This window comes from Metabacillus sp. Hm71, from assembly GCF_051842955.2.
In the GTDB taxonomy this organism is placed as follows: domain Bacteria; phylum Bacillota; class Bacilli; order Bacillales; family Bacillaceae; genus Metabacillus.
Genome location: NZ_CM200278.1, coordinates 4,281,338 through 4,299,064 on the forward strand (window position 1 = coordinate 4,281,338; position 17,727 = coordinate 4,299,064).

The window sequence follows — 17,727 nt, forward strand, 5'->3', positions numbered from 1 at the left end:
TCACTGCATTACTTTGCTATGCGTAAAACATCACGCGCAATCATAACCTCTTCATTTGTAGGGATCACTAATACCTTTACTGGTGAATGCGGATAGCTGATATAGGCTTCCTCACCACGTACTTTATTAAGGGCTGGATCCCAATAAATCCCCATAAACTCTAGGCCTTTTAATACACGTTCACGGATTTCTATACTATTTTCACCGATACCTGCAGTGAAGATAATCGCGTCTACACCTGACATTCTTGCTGCATAAGAACCAATATATTTGTGAATACGGCTCGCAAATACTTCAAGAGCAATTTTAGCTCTTTCATTACCTTCATTTGCAGCTTGCGTAATATCACGAAGGTCACTTGAAAGTCCTGATACACCTAAAATCCCACTCTTTTTATTTAAGATATCAAGTACTTCATCTGCTGACTTTCCTGTTTTCTCCATGATAAACGGAATGAGTGCTGGGTCAATGTTTCCTGATCGGGTCCCCATCGCAACTCCTGCAAGCGGCGTAAAGCCCATAGAAGTGTCAATTGATTTTCCGCCCTCGATTGCTGCGATACTCGCACCGTTACCTAAATGACAAGAAATCAAACGAAGATGTTCAATTGGTCTGCCCAAAATTTCTGCTGCCCGCTCTGAAACATATTTATGTGAAGTTCCGTGGAATCCATATTTACGAATCCCAAAGTTTTCATAGTATTCATATGGAAGACTATATAAGAATGATTGCTCTGGCATTGTTTGGTGGAAAGCTGTATCAAATACTGCAACAGCTTCAACATTTGGCAATACCTCTTTAAAAGCTTTAATCCCAACAACGTTAGCTGGATTATGAAGCGGCGCTAATTCAGATAGATCTTCAATCTGTTTTAGGGTTTCATCTGTAATTAGTGCTGAATCATTAAATACTTCCCCACCATGTACAACCCTGTGGCCAATTCCTTCAATCTCATCTAAAGACTTAATAATACCTAAATCGGTTAATTTAGATAAAAGAATTTTTACTGCCACGGCGTGATCAGGAATATCTGAAATTTCTTTTCGATTTTCCCCATTTACTGAAATCGAAAATATCGAATCTTTTAGACCGATTCTTTCTACTAATCCTTTCGTTAATACTGTTTCGCTAGGCATATCAAAAAGTTGAAATTTCAATGATGAACTACCAGCATTAATTGCAATAATTTTTGCCATTCTGTTACTCTCCTTTTTGTCCGTTCCAACTGTAAATACATAATGTCGCTTATAAAAACAGTAAGACGCGATTCTTCCTTTATTTATTGTTATTGTCATACAATATTTATTATTTAACAGCTAGACATTTAGCTTTTTTATTACCTATTATTCTTTGCAAAAAGCTTTCGATTATTATCTGCCTTTTCCATTTAAACACTGCCATTTCAACATTTCAAGAACTTGATTTAATTGTTATCGTTTACAGTCAAAAGTCTTATTATTCTAAAAATTTTGCCATCTGGAAGACAACAAATTCTTCGTGCTTCCCTTTCGAATAAAGCTAAAAATCCCCATAAAAAAAAGAGGCCTATATAGCCTCTTATCCATCCGTTCATTTCCTTCCTATTTATTTTCCTTAAACCACTGGTCAATTTGCTTCATAATCGAATTCATTGCTTCTTTATTAGAGAATTTAGGTAATTCAACTAACATTGCCTGCTTGGGCGGTTTACTTGTTTCACCCTTCTTTTGGACGATTAAGATGCTTTTTCCATGCTTTTCATCTTTAAATAAGGATAAAGGCAACTGAATAAATCCTTGGATGATGGCAGTCTTTCTTAAATATTGATTAAGCTTAGGTGCTTCTTTTGTATCAAATAGAGAATTAGGAACAATAAAAAATAAGTAGCCATCTTCTTTCACATGGTTTATGCTCTGTTCAATGAATAAATGGTGAGAATAGGAATGGCCTTCATCTGCCCTGAGTTCATACCTTAAAGCCTCCACGTCATTAGGATAATACCCTACAGGCAGGTCGCATACAACGATATCAACCGGGTCAATCAACAACCGTTCCAAGCTATCTTGATTAAAAAATTGTACGGGATGTTCCTGAAGATTTGCACTAATATACGCTAATTTAATAAGCAAATCATCTACTTCTACTCCATAACTATCAACCTGTTTATTTGAGAGATAATTTATGATCGTTGTAAGCAAATTACCCGTCCCAACAGCAGGATCTAAAATGGAAATGTTCTTTTGATTACTTACAAATTTGCTGACCAAATAGCCGAGGAAGATCCCAATCGTATCTGGTGTCATTTGATGGTTAGGATGTGCCGCTTCTTTTAACCCTTTTAAGATCGCCAACTGGTACGCCTTGCGAATTTCTTCTTTATTTAATGCACTGATTTGAATTGCTTCATATTTCCGTTTCAAGCTTTTTTGTGTGATCTCACTAAGACCTTCCTGCAAAATAGATCCTTGAAACAGATTATCTCCCGTTTCAGAAACTGCCTCTATGTAAGTCATTTGACATTCTTTTGCGATAAGCTCCGCTGTTTCATTTATAACTGCAAACAAATTTTCTATTTTTGAAACTGTTTTCATCCTCATCCTCCTCGCCGTAATACTCTATCCATTTTAGACATTGTATAAGAAAAGCGCAAGCGCCTTGAACAGCCTAGGGCAAATAAGACGCTCATGAATAGAAGGCGTTCTTTGCCTTCAATTCATGAGGGGCTAGACCCTAGAGGGGCTAGGCGCTGGAGCTGATACGTGAGAGCTTATCCACAGTTCACGAAATTTTATAATTTACGCTAAACAAAAATAAGACTGCCGAAATGGCAGTCTTACACACAACTTGTTTCTTTTTTATTGGGCAGCTTTGGCAGCTTCAATTGCCGCTTCATAATTCGGATGGTTTGTTGCTTCACTGACATATTCTACATATGTTACCTTGTCATTTGCATCAACAACAAATACAGCACGAGCTAATAAACGCAATTCTTTAATATGAACGCCATATGCTTCAGCAAAAGAAAGATCACGATGGTCAGAAAGTGTTTGAACATTTTCTAAGCCATTTGAAGCACACCATCTTTTTTGGGCAAATGGTAAGTCCACACTAATGGTTAAAACCTCAACATTGTCCAACTTTGACGCATCTTCATTAAAGCGACGTGTTTGTGCATCACAAACTCCAGTATCAATTGAAGGGACAACAGAAATTAAACGAACCTTCCCTTTTGAATTTGAAAGGGTAACTTCAGATAAATCGTTTGCTAATACTGTAAAATCAGGTGCTGTATCACCAACTTTTACTTCATTCCCTAATAACGTAACAGGATTATTCTTAAACGTAATTGAAGCCATACCAAATTCCTCCTTTTAATTATGTACAGTGTAAATATAGCCTAGCTTTTAAGATTTATCAAATGTTTTGACCAATTAATTATGAACTTCTTTCCTAACATCATGCAAAAAAATAACTGCCTCAGTGGCAGTTAAAAGTCTAAATCTTGTTTTTGCTGGTGTTGTTCTTGTGAATTTTCATTATTGCTTTTATCTTTATTTTTCTTGAACATACCCTGTATTTTTTCAACTGTTTGCGGTGCTGCTTCTAATATTTTTTCATATAAATGTGTGCTTTCGTCTAAATGAAGCATTTTAACACCTGTTGATGAAACAATTAAAAATGCTATTGGAGTTATCGATACTCCGCCACCGCTTCCTCCGCCAAAAGGAAGCTTCGAAGCTTTCTGGTCACCGCCGTTTTCGCCGGCATTTCCATTGAACTCACTACCGCCAGCCGCAAATCCAAATCCTACTTTTGATACTGTTAAGATGACACTTCCGTCTGGGGTTTCTACTGGATCACCTATGATGGTATTCACATCAATCATTTCTTTTAGGTTTTCCATTGCAGTTTTCATAAGTCCTTGAATAGGATGATCACTCATGTTATGTAGCCTCCTTGTCTTAATAACAATATTTAACCGGTCGTACTCATTCCATACTTAAAAGGCAAGCCGCTTGTTTAGTTTGTAAAAAATGAAAATGGCTTTGATTTTAACTTCGGAAGGCCGCCTTTCCAATATTTAATGAATTGAATACCTGCGAACATAGCTTGCCCGATTTGAAACTGAAAAATACATTGGAATTTCGTTCTTGAACAGAATCGGTTAAAATCTGGAGTAATTGTAACGATAGGAGTTGTTTTAAACTTCATATATTGGCCGATTAATCCAATAACACCGCCTTTAATCGTCCATGCTGCTCCTGTTAATATACCAGTATGTGCTGCATCTCCGATTCCGAATTGAGAATGCCATTCTAATTTTTTTATTTTAATTTTCCGTAAAAACCTTCGAATGATTCTATTCATTCCGATAATATGCTGAGCAATCTCCTTTATATCACTCATGCTGGTTAGTATATCATCAGGAGATATTTTATCTTCTTTTTCCATCACCTTTTTATCTTTATTTTCACTTCCTGCTTTTTGATCTTGCTTAATAACCAAATTTGGTCCATCATCGTCGATCTTCACTAACGGTATATCAATGGTATAGCGTATTAATCCAAACCATGCGCGAATTTTTATTTTAAACTGATCATTATCTCCAGTATGGTTAAAGTCTAAGGTTATCGTAAGTTTTGTAAAAATAAGAAGAAAAAAGAGCAAAAGGACAAAAAGTATAATGATCATGATCCAAAACACGGTTTTCACACCCTTTCAATCTACCATTATCACCTCTCTAAAACGAAATTAAACCTGTTGTATTCAATATTAAATTTAAAAAACATCAAAAAAGCCAGCTGATTATTCAGCAGGCTTATCTTCACTCTTTTTTATAAATAACTTCTCATGGATTACTTGTGTATCTGCAAATATATCGTGAAGTCCTTGTTTCTTTGGGGTAAACGCAACAATGAGATAACCGATCCATATCGTTTTCGATATATAACGGCCAATTAATTCCCGAAATAAAATTGTCCCCCAATTTAACGTTTCATCTTTAGCAGAAATAACTTTAATTCCAAAAACCATTTTTCCTAATGTTTGATTAAGATTTTTTGTCATTAATACAAAATAGGCGAAAAAAATCACCGCTGTTGCAATTGAAACGGGAGAAAACATAAATGAAGTATTGGTATCTAGACCAAGTAACTGAAATACCGGGTAAATAATAATACGATTTACGCTTCCAATAACAAGCAGGTCGATTATATATGCCCAAAAACGGATCCAAAACCCCGCTTGTAAATAATTGTAATCACTTACCTTTTTTATATGAACAGATTCATATGGCAACTCTGTATTCTTTGCTCCTTCATAAGTAGCGTCCACTTTTTCATCCCTCCCTATTCAGAATATAGGTACATTAATCTTGGAGAGTTTGAGTTTGACAGCAGCTGATATAAGCTTGATAGTTCTGCATCTTCTTTAAAGACCTTGCTAACACTCATTGATAGGAATGATTCAAGACCTAGTGCTGTTCCATATTCAACGACTTGTGGATCCTCTAAATCAAGGTCCTTTTTCATTGCGGCTACAACATCATCAAAATAACCAAGCTCATCAATTAGCTTCTTTTCCTTTGCTTGTCTTCCATCATAGATACGTCCGTCCGCCACTTTACGGACTTCCTCCTCTGATAACGGCCTTCCCTCTTTAATCACTTGAACAAAGCCATTATAGGCATTGTCAACCATTGTTTGAAGAATTTGTCTTTCCTCATCTGTCATTTCGCGTGTTGGTGAGAAAATATCCTTATAAGGACCACTCTTTATCGTTTCAAATTTAACCCCATACTTTTCAGCTAATTCCCCATAATTAATCGACTGCATGATGACCCCTAGTGAACCTGTAAGGGTATCTGGAGCAGCGAAGATTTTATCTGCTGCAGTAGATATGTAATAACCACCTGATGCTGCCTGAGTCCCCATAGATACGTACAACGGTTTTTTACTTTCTTCCTTTAGCTCCATAAGCTTTTTATGAATTTCCGCACTTTCCACTACACCGCCGCCTGGTGAATTAACTCTAAGAATGACACCTTTTACACTTTCATCCTCACCAGCTGCCTCCACCATATCTAAAAAGGTTTGGTGATGATAGCCTGCTGTACTAAAAAAAGAGGTAACATCTTCCCCCGTATCTTGGATAACACCACTTACATCTAATACGAGAATTTTATCAAAGGAAGATCCTTCATCAATAATTTCCTCTGAAAAGCCAGAGGTTGTTGCAAATGCTTCTTTAAACATTTCACTTTGGTTAAAAAACATCATAGTTGAGCTGATAATAATCGAAAAGACGAATAATACACCAGCTATTGCTAATGCTCCCCAGCGTTTACCATTCATTAAGTTTGTCTCCTCCTTATACATGAACTGATATGATATGATTTACATAGCTTTTAACATTTAATTATGTAAAAGTGGTAAACTAAATAACATAGAGTATTGTAACACTTTCAAGGAAAAAAGTGGAGATTTTACCTATATTGAGGAGGAATCATTGTGTCAGATCGTCGTAATGTTTATTTTTTCTACAAAAAAGAGGATAAGCTAATAGAGAAAATTCATTCTCTAATTGATTTTGCAAGGGAACATGAATTTCGCGTAGTTGAAGATCATGCACAAGCTAATATTATTGTAAGCATTGGCGGAGACGGCGCCTTTTTACAAGCTGTTCGAAAAACAAACTTTCGATCAGACTGTTTGTATGTTGGAATTGGAATTGATGATACATTGAGCTTGTATTGTGATTTCCACCTTGATGACAGACAAAAAATGATTCAGGCAATGACTGAATCAACAATTGAGGTAAGACGCTATCCTGTCTTAGAAGTAAAGATAGATGAAACGACCATGTTTAAATGCCTGAATGAATGTTCCGTTAAATCAAGTATTATTAAAACGTTTGTTATGGATGTATACATAGATGATCTTCATTTTGAAACATTTAGAGGAGACGGCATGCTGATTGCGACTCCTACAGGCAGTACAGCATATAACAAATCTGTAAATGGAGCAGTTGTCGATCCGATGCTGCCATGTTTACAGGTGAGTGAGCTGGCATCCTTAAATAACAATCTATATCGTACACTCGGCTCATCATTTATTTTAAGTGACAAAAGAAAATTAATATTAAAAATTGTACAGGATGGCAATGACTACCCGGTCATTGGAATGGATAATGAAGCATTAAGCATCCAAAATGTGAAGCAGCTGGAATTCGGGTTAAGCGAGTTCCCGATTAAAACGGTAAAGCTGAAAGATAATTCATATTGGGAAAAGGTAAAAAGAACGTTCTTATAAACCTCTTCATCCCGCAAAAAACAAGAGGAAGCAGCGATCTGCTTCCTTTTTACTTGTTACTTATTCTTTGCTTTCAGTTTGATACATAATTTCATTATCTACCACAGTCATCACGACATTTGTTGTTAATAAATCCTTGTCTGCCACCTCAAAAATATCCTGATCTAATACGGTAAAATCTGCTTTAAAGCCTTGCTTGATCATTCCAAAATCATGTGAATGATGAATAGCGTACGCACTTCCTTTAGTAAAAAGTTCAACCGCCTCGTAAACTGAAAGCTTTTGTTCAGGATTATAACTTTTCCCTGATTGTTCATACAGACTCGTTCTTGTCACTGCAGCATAAATACCTAATAGAGGATCAACCGGCTCTATCGGCGCATCAGACCCGCCAGCACAATGGATTCCTTCTTTGAGGAGGGTTTTCCATGCATAGCATGTATCCATATGTTCTTGTCCAATTCGCTCAATCACCCAAGGAAAATCACTTGCGACAAATCGCGGTTGAATATCTAAAATGATTGGAAGCTGTTTTGCTTTTTCAATTAACTCTTTTCTTAAAATTTGGGCATGTATTAAACGGTCATGCTGTCCCTTAAGCGGCGGATGCTCTTCAATAACATCCAGTATCCAATCAAACGCTAAATCGCCGATGACATGAACCGCTACTTCCATTTTGTAAGACCTTGCTTTTTTGACGAGTTTAGCTAATTCAGCCTTTGAATGAATTGCCACTCCTGATGTGCTGGGATCATCTTTATATGGAAAACTTAACAGCGCAGTTCTTCCTCCTAAAGCCCCATCAGCAAAAATTTTCATAGCACCAAATTCGCCATACTGTCCAATTGTTCTTTCTTTTTCCTTGAATTCATCAACAACCTGATGATGGACAAGAAGATGGGTGCGAAATTTTATCCCTTTGCTTAAAACATTCTCGAAAGCACCTAACGTATTATCTAAACTGCCATAATAAGATAAATCCTCAGAATGAGCACCAACAAGCCCCTTTTTCAGGCAATCTTGGATTGATATTTCAAGGGTTAGTTCCAAGTCTTCCTGGGTCGGAAAAGGTGTTACTTGATAAATAAGCTCCTGAGCCTGATCCAGTAAATAACCAGTCGGTTCATTATTCTCATCTCTAACAATAACGCCTCCTTGCGGGTTAGCCGTATCAGCAGTAATTCCAGCAAGCTTTAAAGCCTGTGAATTAGCGATAACCGCATGTCGGCAAATTCTTTTCAGGACTACCGGATGATCCGGGGCAACTTCATCCAATTCCGTTTTATGAATAATTTTTTGGTCAGCTAATTGATTTTCATTCCAGCCTTCTCCAATTACCCACATACCTTTTTTCAAGTCCTTGACTCTCTGTTTAATCCTGTGTATTATTTCCTTTGAGTGTGTAACTTTAGAAAGATCCAGTCGTAATAGCTTTTCACCATGTCCAATTAAATGAAGATGACTATCGACAAGGCCCGGGATCATCGTCCTTCCATTTAAATCATACTTCTCCTCAAGGTCCTCTTTGTATTTTTCTACTAATTTTTGATACCTTCCTGTTTCAATAATACAGCCATTTTGAACATATACTGCTTCAACTTTTTCTCCTTCATTTTCTAACGTATAGATGTTTCCACCGAACCATAATGTACCCAATACCATTCCTCCAAAAATTTATTTCTATCAGCATGGTACCATAATGCATAACAGATCAAAAAAACCAGGCAATATCCTGGTTTTTTTGATCTTGTTAAAAATATATACATAAGTGTGAGTTACGCTTGTTTCAATTCAAGCTCACGCTGCCTTAACTCAATCCTGCGAATTTTGCCTGAGGTTGTTTTCGGTAATTCATTAATAAATTCAATTTCCCGCGGATATTTATATGGTGCGGTCAACTCTTTCACATGTTCCTGTAAAGTTTGAATAAGATCAGCATTGGTTTTATGAGAAGGATCGCGTAACACTATATACGCTTTTACAATATTTCCCCTTATTTCATCGGGGCTTGCTACTACCGCACATTCTTTTACTAACGGATGTTTGACAAGTGCATCCTCAACCTCAAATGGACCGATTGTATAGCCGGAGCTAATGATAATATCGTCACTTCTGCCTTCAAACCAAAAATAGCCGTCTTCATCCATTTTTGCCCTGTCTCCTGTAATATAATAATCTCCTCGATACTGCATCGCCGTACGTTCAAAATCCTTGTAATATTCTTTAAATAAAGCTGGTGTATCCTTATGGACGGCAATATCTCCAACTTCATTTATTCCACAAGGCAGACCATCATCATTAATAATGATGACATCATTACCTGGTGTTGGTTTCCCCATTGATCCAGACTTAATTTCCATTTCCTTCATAACACCAACTAGAAGAGTATTCTCTGTTTGGCCATAGCCATCACGTACCTTTACATTAAAATAGCGCTGAAACGTATCAATTACTTCACGATTTAAAGGCTCACCGGCAGATACAGCACTATGAAGATTTGCAAGAGAATAGTTTTCCAGTTTCTCAACCTTTGCCATTAATCGATATTCGGTCGGCGTGCAGCATAATACATTTACTTTGTACTCATCTAACAGCTTTAAATATTTCTCGGGTTCAAATTTCCCATGATAAACAAGGCCAGTTGCACCTGATCCCAACACAGATAAGAACGGACTCCAAATCCATTTTTGCCATCCCGGTCCAGCCGTTGCCCAGACAGTATCCTGTTCATTTATACTAAGCCAATTTTTTGCTGCTGTTCGTAAATGGGCAAATGCCCACCCATGTGTATGTACGACACCTTTCGGATTCCCGGTTGTGCCAGATGTGTAGGATAAAAATGCCATACTATCTGATTTTGTCTTTGTTATGTCCATTGATGTACTTTGATTTGCCATAAGATCGTCTAAAGAGAGCCAATCCTTCTCATTTCCATTCACTACTATCTTTATGAGTTGATCATATTCTTTAATCTGCTTAAACTCATTTGTATATAAACCGTAGCTGATGACAGCTTTAACATCTCCATGGGACACTCGATATTGTAAATCCTTTGTTCGCAACATTTCAGAGCTAGGAATTACGACTAAGCCTGCTTTTAAAGCACCTAGATAAACAGCATATGCTTCTATAACCCTGGGAATGACAACAAGAACTTTATCGCCTAATGTTAATCCCACATTAATTAAAGCGTTTCCAATTTGATTTACCTTATGTAATAATTGCCGGTAGGTAATCTCCTTTTTTTCACCTTGTTCACTTTCCCATAACAATGCAACTTTTGTTGAATCTGCTGCATACTTTTCAAATTCTTCTACAAGGTTATAGCTTAATGGTGCAAGTAGTTCTTCCCTTACCATTGTTCCCCCTCCTTCATGTTTGTACAATAATATTATACCTAATAGTGTCAATATTTTAAATATTAACTAAGAAAAGCGGAAGCGCCTCGAACAGCCCCGACAAGCATAAGACGCTCATAAATAGAAGGCGTTCTTTGCCTTCAATTCTAAATTTGCTAGACTTGCGGGGCTAGGCGCTGGAGCTAGAAATCAAGACTATGTAAAAAAGCTTTTCTTTCCACGATAATAAAAAAAGCGCAAGGCGCTATGCATTCGGCGACAAGCATAAGGCGAACAGGAATAGAAGGTGTTCTTTACCTTCAATTCCTGTTTGACTAGACCCTAGAGGCAGTTAAAAACTAGGGCGGCCTTATCTCTTAACTGCACTTGCACGTCCTGTGCTTCGCCGATGGCGCCTGGAGCTAGATTCAAAAAACGCAAGCTATGTTAAGAAAATATATAAATTCTGGTATTACAACCAAAACCCACAGAATGTGAACTTTTGCAACGATACAATGAAAAGAGCGGGGATCTCCCCGCCCTTAGTAGCCATTATTTATTCATTTATTAACGTTGAACAGAACCGCTCATTTGTTGTTGAGCAAAAGATACTAAACGTTTAGTGATTTCACCACCAACAGAACCGTTAGCGCGTGAAGTAGTTTCAGCACCTAAGTTAACACCGAACTCAGTAGCGATTTCATACTTCATTTGATCGATAGCTTGTTGTGCACCAGCTACTAGTAATTGGTTAGAGTTGCTTGATCTGTTTTGTGCCATGTGTATCACCTCCTTGTGAGTATAGATTGTGTAAATACACATGGCTTCATTCATCATTATTTTTGGTAATTGTTAGCAACTCTTGTTTTTAAAAAAGATTGCTGAATTCGTCCTTTTGTTCCTTCGTGACAGTGATGGTTTCAACATTGTTTATTGCTTCATCAACGAGTTCATCAAAATCAACGAAACTTTCAAAACGTGAAACTTTCTGAAGCTTTGGTTTCGTTTTTGGGTTTGCAGGTGTAAAAATTGTACAGCAATCTTCAAAAGGGCGAATTGATATATCATGAGTACCTATTTTTTTAGCAATTTCAATGATCTCTGTTTTATCCATCGTAATTAACGGTCTTAAAATAGGAGTGCTGGTCACATCGTTTATTGCAACCATGCTTTCTAATGTTTGACTTGCCACTTGTCCAAGGCTTTCACCTGTTATTAATGCAAGTGCCTGCCTGCTTTCCCGCAATTTATCCGCAATTTTCAGCATCATTCTGCGCGTAGAGGTCATCGTATAATTTTCAGGGACTTGCGCTTGAATTTTTTCTTGTATTATTGTAAATGGAACAATATGCAGTTTTATGCTTCCACCGAAGGCGGTCAACTCCTGTGTTAAATCAATAACCTTTTGCTTTGCACGTTCACTAGTATAAGGTGGGCTAAAGAAGTGGATAACTTCTAATTCTACTCCCCGTTTTAATGATAAGTAACCAGCAACAGGGCTATCGATTCCACCTGATAATAAAAGCATGGCTTTGCCGCTGGAACCTACTGGTAAACCACCTGCTCCTTTATAATCATAACAGGTTAAATATGTAGCCTCACTTCGGACCTCAACTCGAAGGTTAATGGTCGGGGTTTTTACATCAACTGTTAAATCGTCTGTATTTTTAAGTATATGACTTCCAATTTGGTAATTTAATTCGTTTGTATCAAGCGGAAATTGTTTGTTTGCCCGTTTAGCGGTTACTTTAAATGTATCATTCGGCTGATAAAGACTTTTGATTGCTTCTAATGCAGATTCTTTAATTTTCGTTATCTCACTTTCACATTTAATCGCTAAACTGAATGATTGGATACCAAAAATGGATTTCAGCTTTTTAACGATCACTTCATGATCCTCGTCATGTAAATGAAGATAAAGTCTATCGCGTGTACTTTCATATCCTAAGTTAGGATAATCTGCTAGTACCTCTCTAATATTTCGTTTTAATCGGTCAACAAATTTTTTTCGATTACGTCCTTTAGTAGATATTTCCCCAAATCGAATTAATATGTGATCAAATTTCATTTTATTACCTCATAACCTTTGCTAATTTTTCGATCCCCTTTGATAATGTCGTAATAAAAGGAGGGATGATTTCTTCATTTTGTTCAAGGGATAAACTTACCCGTATTGCGCTTTTTGCAATCTCCTGTTGCTTATTCATTGCTAGCAGGGTATTACTTATGGCTTTTCTTCTTGATGAACAAGCAGATGTTGTTGAGACAAAGATGTTATGCTCCCCAAGAAAATGGATTAGTACCTCTGCCTTCACTGCTGGCACTGAAAAATTTATGATATGTGGCGCGGCATTCTTTTGTGGTGTATTGACAACGACTCCATCTATATTCAATAATTCTGTTAGAAGTTTATCGCGAGTTTGTTTCAGTGTTAAATACTGGTGTGCGGCATTTTCAGTTGCCATTCTAAGTGCTTTCGCTAAGGAAACGATTCCTGCAAGACTTTCCGTTCCTGACCTTAACTGCCGTTCTTGAGAACCACCCGAAAAAAGAGGAAGAAGTTGAACTCCCTCCCTTACATACAAAGCACCCGTTCCATTTAATCCATGAAATTTATGACCTGAAATCGTACACAAATCAATATTTGCTTTTTTTATATCTAAAGGTACCTTTGTTATTCCTTGCACATTGTCAACATGAAATAAGACGTTAGAATTAGGTTTTAACATTTGGCCAATCTCCATTATCGGCTGGATCGATCCTACTTCATTATTTACATGCATAATTGAAACAAGAATAGTATCGTCACGTAATGCTTTTTTCATGTGTTCAATTGAGACGAAACCGTCCCCATCAACAGGGAGATAAGTAACCTTAAAACCAAAGGCTTGTTCAAGCTGCCGAAACGTTTCTAAAACAGATGGATGCTCCACCATTGATGTGATTAAATGTTTTCCTTTATGTTGATTCGCTAGTGCAGCTCCTTTTATTGCAAGATTATTTCCCTCAGTACCTCCAGAAGTAAAAATAACCTCTTGCTGTTCCACTCCTAATAGTAGAGCGACTTGTTTTCTTGACTGAATAAGCAGCGACTCTGCCTCACTACCCAGCTTATGTAAAGAAGAAGGATTGGCAAAATAAGCTTCTGTTACTTTTGAATATGCTGATATAACCTCTTGATAAGGCATCGTTGTCGCACTGTTGTCTAAATACAACATCTTGTTTCCTCTCTCCATATGTAAGTTAGAATTTGATTAATTCCTAGTATAAGTTCACTTTATACAGTTTGTTATCTTTAATATTTAGGTTGTAATAATACCATATCAAAAACAGAAATAAAAATATAGAGCTAGGCCAAGAGCTAGACACAAAGACTAAGTGCTAAGTTATGCTTTATCTCTAAACAAAAAACAGGAATGCCGAATGAAATGACTATGTAAGCAGTCCTAATTGCCTTCATCATAGTACATTTCAATTAGTCATCCCTGTCTTTTAAAACTTAACTGAGTTTTTCCTCATCAATCAATTTTTGTATTTTTTGTAAAGAGCCAGGTTCAACTTGCTCAAGAGCTGCGGCTGCCGTTTCTAATGATTGGTTGTATTCATATTTTCTAAAGAGCTTTTCTGCCTCTAAAAATTTTGCTGCAACCTCAGGATTTTGATTACGATATCGATTGCCATATTGAATCACTTGTTCAACCAGATAAACCTGTTCAATCAATTCATTCGCAACATGCTTTAACGTTTCGACGGATTGGACCGCTTCTTCCAACAATTGATTTACAACAAGCATATTTAACGGAAGTTCATCCAATTTTAAAGTTACCTTAGAAACCTCTTTTTTAGCTTTTTCAATTAATTCAACAAAATCAGCAGGTAATCCAGGTATGTTGCTATGGTGAACTGCCCTGCTAGATTCAAGCAACACTTTTTTCAGATGATTCAATTTTTCACGTGCTTGAAGCTCATCCTTTCTTAACATTTGAAGCATTTCCCTATATTCATTATGATCTTCAAACAGCTTATTAATTTGTGTTTCTATTTCTTGCAACTCTTCCTTGATAATTGAATGAGCAACATGGTCAGTTTGTAAATTTTGCTCAATATGTGTAAATTTCTTTTCAATTTGCGAAAGCTGTTTTTCAATTAGCTTTTGCTTATCAAGCTCTGTTTCAGACAATTGATAGCTTTGCTTAACAAGGTCAGTCTCTTCTATCGTTGCTGCTTTTTGTTTCGCAAAATCAATTAATTTACGGTTTATTGAATCTTTAGTTTGTTTTACAAAATGATGGGCTTCTACTTCATTTTCTAATAGATCATAAATGGTATCGATTGATTCTTGTGTTGCTTGAAGACTTTCTCCAATATCCTCAATGTCTGTATCTTCTATTTGTTTCCGGTATAACTCCAATTGTTTATTAAATTTTTCAAGCTCTGCTTCTACCTGAATATGTTCAAGATAATAGCCATTGGCTTTCATTTCCTTATAGCCTTCTGCTAATTCGCTTAACAGATTAGGCAATGTTATATTACATTCGGTTAAAAGCTTAGGGATTTCATTTATTTTTTCTTGGAGAAGGTCAAGCTCTTGCTTTAGCTTCACTAAAATATCCCTGGCAGATAAATAATTTCCTTCATTCGTTTCCGAATCAAACTTCTTTAACTCCTCGGAGATTTCTGTTAATTTCTCCTCTAATTTAACATGTGCCTTGCCAAATTGGTGGCTGTGAGCAATTAATGTCTTTTTTATTTTTTTATATTGCTGTTTGATTTCTTCACTTTCAATCTTGTTTTTTTCCTCACTGAAGACTAACTCATTTATTTCTTCAATGATTTTATCGATATTTTCATCAATTGTTTTTAGTACCGTTTCAATATGCTGAAGAACATTTTTAGCTTTCGTAAAACGATATTTATCAGATAAATCCTCAGCATCAAAAAGAAGTTCCTCTACTTCTGGAAGCTGCGTAGTAACGATTTCATCCCATTCACTTCTCCATTGCTCAAACAGCTTTTCTGCCTGCCCGACCATTTTTAATTCCTTCACCTTAGATAATTCATCTACTATAGACCGATTCATGATTTCAATTTTCCATGCTTCTAAGCGATCAACATCTTTATAAATTTTTCTTCTAAACATGTATCCTGTCCCAAAGAGAATACATACTAAAAGAATTAATCCAATAATAACTTCCATAATGAGCCCCCTCGTTGTTACACAAAATCCTCATGACAGGAAAAAAACTCCCCACTGATGAAAGTTTTACAACATCATGCTGATAAGCGTTTTTCGTAAATCTATGTATAAATGAAACATTCATATTTCATAACGTTTGAATTTCAAATAAAAAAAGAAGATACCTTCAACATCTTTTTCTACTGAAAAAGGTCCCTATCATTTAAGCATCACATTTTTAATGTTATTTCAATGTATTTATGATACCATGTAAACGACATTTTTTGACCAGAAATTTTAATTTTTTTACATTATTTGTACTCGATTGTCAAGTTAGCCACGTAAGCAAGGATTTAACTAATAATCAAGCAATAAACGGTTTCAATATTCATTTTTAAACCATTTGTTATGAAAGGATGATGACGAAGATGAAAAAAGATGGACATGTTCATTCTCCCTATTGTCCGCATGGGACAGCTGATCGACTAGAAGAATATATCGAGCAGGCAATAAAAGAAGGGTTTGATTGTTTAACCTTCACAGAGCATGCGCCACTTCCAATCAAATTTAAAGACCCTACGCCTGATGAAGACAGTGCCATGAAATTAGAAGATATCGATTCTTATCTTTCAGATCTAAAAATTTTAAAAGAAAAGTATCGAAACCATATCAAGATCAACATCGGGTTAGAAGTAGATTATATCAAGGAATATGAACACGAAACAAAACGGTTTCTAAATCAATACGGTAAATTTCTCGATGATAGCATTCTTTCTGTTCATTTCTTAAAGCTGAATGATACATATTTCTGTATGGATTTTGACGAGAAGATATTTGGTAAAATGGTTGAATTTGCCGGTTCCTTACAAGATCTTCATTATGCCTATTATCAGGAGGTATTACATTCGATAAAAAGTGATCTTGGTCCCTATAAACCTAAGCGCATTGGGCATCTAACATTGGTGCATAAGTTCCAAAAGCTTTATCCGATTACATTCCCGACTGAATCTATTATTTCAAAGGTGCTTAAAGCGATAAAGGATCATGGATTAGAGATTGATTTTAATGTTGCTGGATTAAGAAAAGAATTTTGCGGGGAAACGTATCCAGGAGAAGCAATTGCTAAATTCGCACAAAAACAAAAAATCCCTCTTATCTATGGCTCAGATGCCCACAGTGCAAGGGATGTTGGGAAGAATTACTCGCATTATGATCAATTAACGAACGGCAGCTAAATTTCCTTCCAGAGTTAGATTCTCTGCCAGCAATGAGTTAAGCCAAATTTTTAATTCTTTATAATATTGATGAACAAAATAGGCTTCGTGCGGTTGGATATGAAGAACCTCACTCATATATTGCGGCTGCAAATATGGCATATGCAAAAGGCTTCGTAATTGGATAATCATATGTGGTACAAAACCTTTTCGAATAGATCCTTCCTCTATCCCTTGTTCAATGACAGCCTTGATGTAATATTTTTCCTTCGTTAAATAGGTCGTCATTACTTCACGAATAAGGACAGAATCCACTGTCACTTCACGGTATACAAGTCTTGAAAGTTGACGGTTCTCGTGTTGATAATTTAATATATCTAAAATAGTTTTACTTAAGACGATGTGGGCATTTCCGTATTTTAATTGGGCATAATTATCTTCAATTACTCGAATATACTCCTCATAATATTGAGAGACAAGGTATTCGAGTAAACCGCCCTTCCCTTTAAAATAATAGGAAATATGAGCAACATTGACATTTGCGCGATTGGCAATTTCCCTCACAGACGTACCTGTAAAGCCTTTTGAATTAAATAAATAAATCGCTGCATTAAGAATCTTTTGCTTCGTATCACGTGATGGTTGTTTTGTCATTAGGATCACCTCCGTTCTCATATAACTATACATTCCATTAATAGCGCTAGATTCCT

Annotated in this window: 16 protein-coding genes; 2 read left to right on the plus strand and 14 right to left on the minus strand. The window is 36.3% G+C overall.

Features of this window, described 5'->3' with window-relative positions:
• Positions 1 to 8: 8 nt before the first annotated feature.
• The 7 genes from ACSVDH_RS21220 to sppA all read right to left on the minus strand — a co-directional run bounded on the left by ACSVDH_RS21220 (position 9) and on the right by sppA (position 6,332).
• Positions 9 to 1,196, minus strand: a complete 1,188-nt coding sequence (locus ACSVDH_RS21220; protein ID WP_439249897.1) for an acetate kinase — start codon at positions 1,194 to 1,196, stop codon at positions 9 to 11.
• 384 nt (positions 1,197 to 1,580) lie between these two features.
• A complete protein-coding gene (locus tag ACSVDH_RS21225) occupies positions 1,581 to 2,570 on the minus strand; it encodes a class I SAM-dependent methyltransferase (RefSeq protein ID WP_299094491.1) in 990 nt (329 codons plus the stop codon).
• 264 nt (positions 2,571 to 2,834) lie between these two features.
• On the minus strand, positions 2,835 to 3,335 hold the full coding sequence (gene tpx, locus ACSVDH_RS21230; protein ID WP_299089173.1) for a thiol peroxidase: 501 nt from the start codon (positions 3,333 to 3,335) through the stop codon (positions 2,835 to 2,837).
• Positions 3,336 to 3,466: 131 nt separating this feature from the next.
• A complete protein-coding gene (gene ytfJ, locus ACSVDH_RS21235; RefSeq protein ID WP_439249896.1) occupies positions 3,467 to 3,922 on the minus strand; it encodes a GerW family sporulation protein in 456 nt (151 codons plus the stop codon).
• 77 nt (positions 3,923 to 3,999) lie between these two features.
• Positions 4,000 to 4,683, minus strand: a complete 684-nt coding sequence (locus tag ACSVDH_RS21240) for a DUF2953 domain-containing protein (protein ID WP_439249895.1) — start codon at positions 4,681 to 4,683, stop codon at positions 4,000 to 4,002.
• Between the two features lie 102 nt (positions 4,684 to 4,785).
• Positions 4,786 to 5,313, minus strand: a complete 528-nt coding sequence (locus ACSVDH_RS21245) for an RDD family protein (RefSeq protein WP_299089179.1) — start codon at positions 5,311 to 5,313, stop codon at positions 4,786 to 4,788.
• Positions 5,314 to 5,327: 14 nt separating this feature from the next.
• Positions 5,328 to 6,332 carry a signal peptide peptidase SppA gene (gene sppA / locus ACSVDH_RS21250; protein ID WP_439249893.1) on the minus strand — a complete coding sequence of 335 codons (1,005 nt, stop codon included), beginning with the start codon at positions 6,330 to 6,332 and terminating at the stop codon, positions 5,328 to 5,330.
• Positions 6,333 to 6,485: 153 nt separating this feature from the next.
• On the opposite strand from sppA, the gene ACSVDH_RS21255 reads away from it, so the two are divergent.
• Positions 6,486 to 7,289 (plus strand): NAD kinase, encoded by an 804-nt coding sequence (locus tag ACSVDH_RS21255; RefSeq protein WP_439249909.1) that lies wholly within the window; start codon positions 6,486 to 6,488, stop codon positions 7,287 to 7,289.
• A 60-nt stretch (positions 7,290 to 7,349) separates the two neighbouring features.
• Here the strand turns inward: ACSVDH_RS21255 and ACSVDH_RS21260 are convergent, their stop codons facing one another.
• The 6 genes from ACSVDH_RS21260 to ezrA form a co-directional block, all read right to left on the minus strand.
• Positions 7,350 to 8,945 (minus strand): amidohydrolase, encoded by a 1,596-nt coding sequence (locus ACSVDH_RS21260; protein WP_439249892.1) that lies wholly within the window; start codon positions 8,943 to 8,945, stop codon positions 7,350 to 7,352.
• A gap of 119 nt (positions 8,946 to 9,064) precedes the next feature.
• Entirely contained in the window at positions 9,065 to 10,648 is a 1,584-nt protein-coding gene (gene mbcS, locus ACSVDH_RS21265; protein WP_439249891.1) for an acyl-CoA synthetase MbcS, read from the minus strand.
• Positions 10,649 to 11,194: 546 nt separating this feature from the next.
• Positions 11,195 to 11,407 (minus strand): alpha/beta-type small acid-soluble spore protein, encoded by a 213-nt coding sequence (locus ACSVDH_RS21270; RefSeq protein WP_046517455.1) that lies wholly within the window; start codon positions 11,405 to 11,407, stop codon positions 11,195 to 11,197.
• Positions 11,408 to 11,495: 88 nt separating this feature from the next.
• A complete protein-coding gene (gene thiI / locus ACSVDH_RS21275) occupies positions 11,496 to 12,695 on the minus strand; it encodes a tRNA uracil 4-sulfurtransferase ThiI (RefSeq protein ID WP_439249890.1) in 1,200 nt (399 codons plus the stop codon).
• A gap of 4 nt (positions 12,696 to 12,699) precedes the next feature.
• Positions 12,700 to 13,845: a cysteine desulfurase family protein gene (locus tag ACSVDH_RS21280; protein ID WP_439249889.1), complete on the minus strand. Its 1,146-nt coding sequence runs from the start codon at positions 13,843 to 13,845 to the stop codon at positions 12,700 to 12,702.
• 281 nt (positions 13,846 to 14,126) lie between these two features.
• Positions 14,127 to 15,824 carry a septation ring formation regulator EzrA gene (gene ezrA, locus ACSVDH_RS21285; protein WP_439249888.1) on the minus strand — a complete coding sequence of 566 codons (1,698 nt, stop codon included), beginning with the start codon at positions 15,822 to 15,824 and terminating at the stop codon, positions 14,127 to 14,129.
• A gap of 407 nt (positions 15,825 to 16,231) precedes the next feature.
• Between ezrA and hisJ the strand changes: the two genes are divergently transcribed.
• On the plus strand, positions 16,232 to 17,038 hold the full coding sequence (hisJ, locus tag ACSVDH_RS21290; protein ID WP_439249887.1) for a histidinol-phosphatase HisJ: 807 nt from the start codon (positions 16,232 to 16,234) through the stop codon (positions 17,036 to 17,038).
• Here the strand turns inward: hisJ and refZ are convergent.
• Positions 17,021 to 17,671: a forespore capture DNA-binding protein RefZ gene (refZ, locus tag ACSVDH_RS21295; RefSeq protein WP_439249886.1), complete on the minus strand. Its 651-nt coding sequence runs from the start codon at positions 17,669 to 17,671 to the stop codon at positions 17,021 to 17,023. The genes hisJ and refZ overlap by 18 nt on opposite strands.
• Positions 17,672 to 17,727 lie beyond the last annotated feature (56 nt).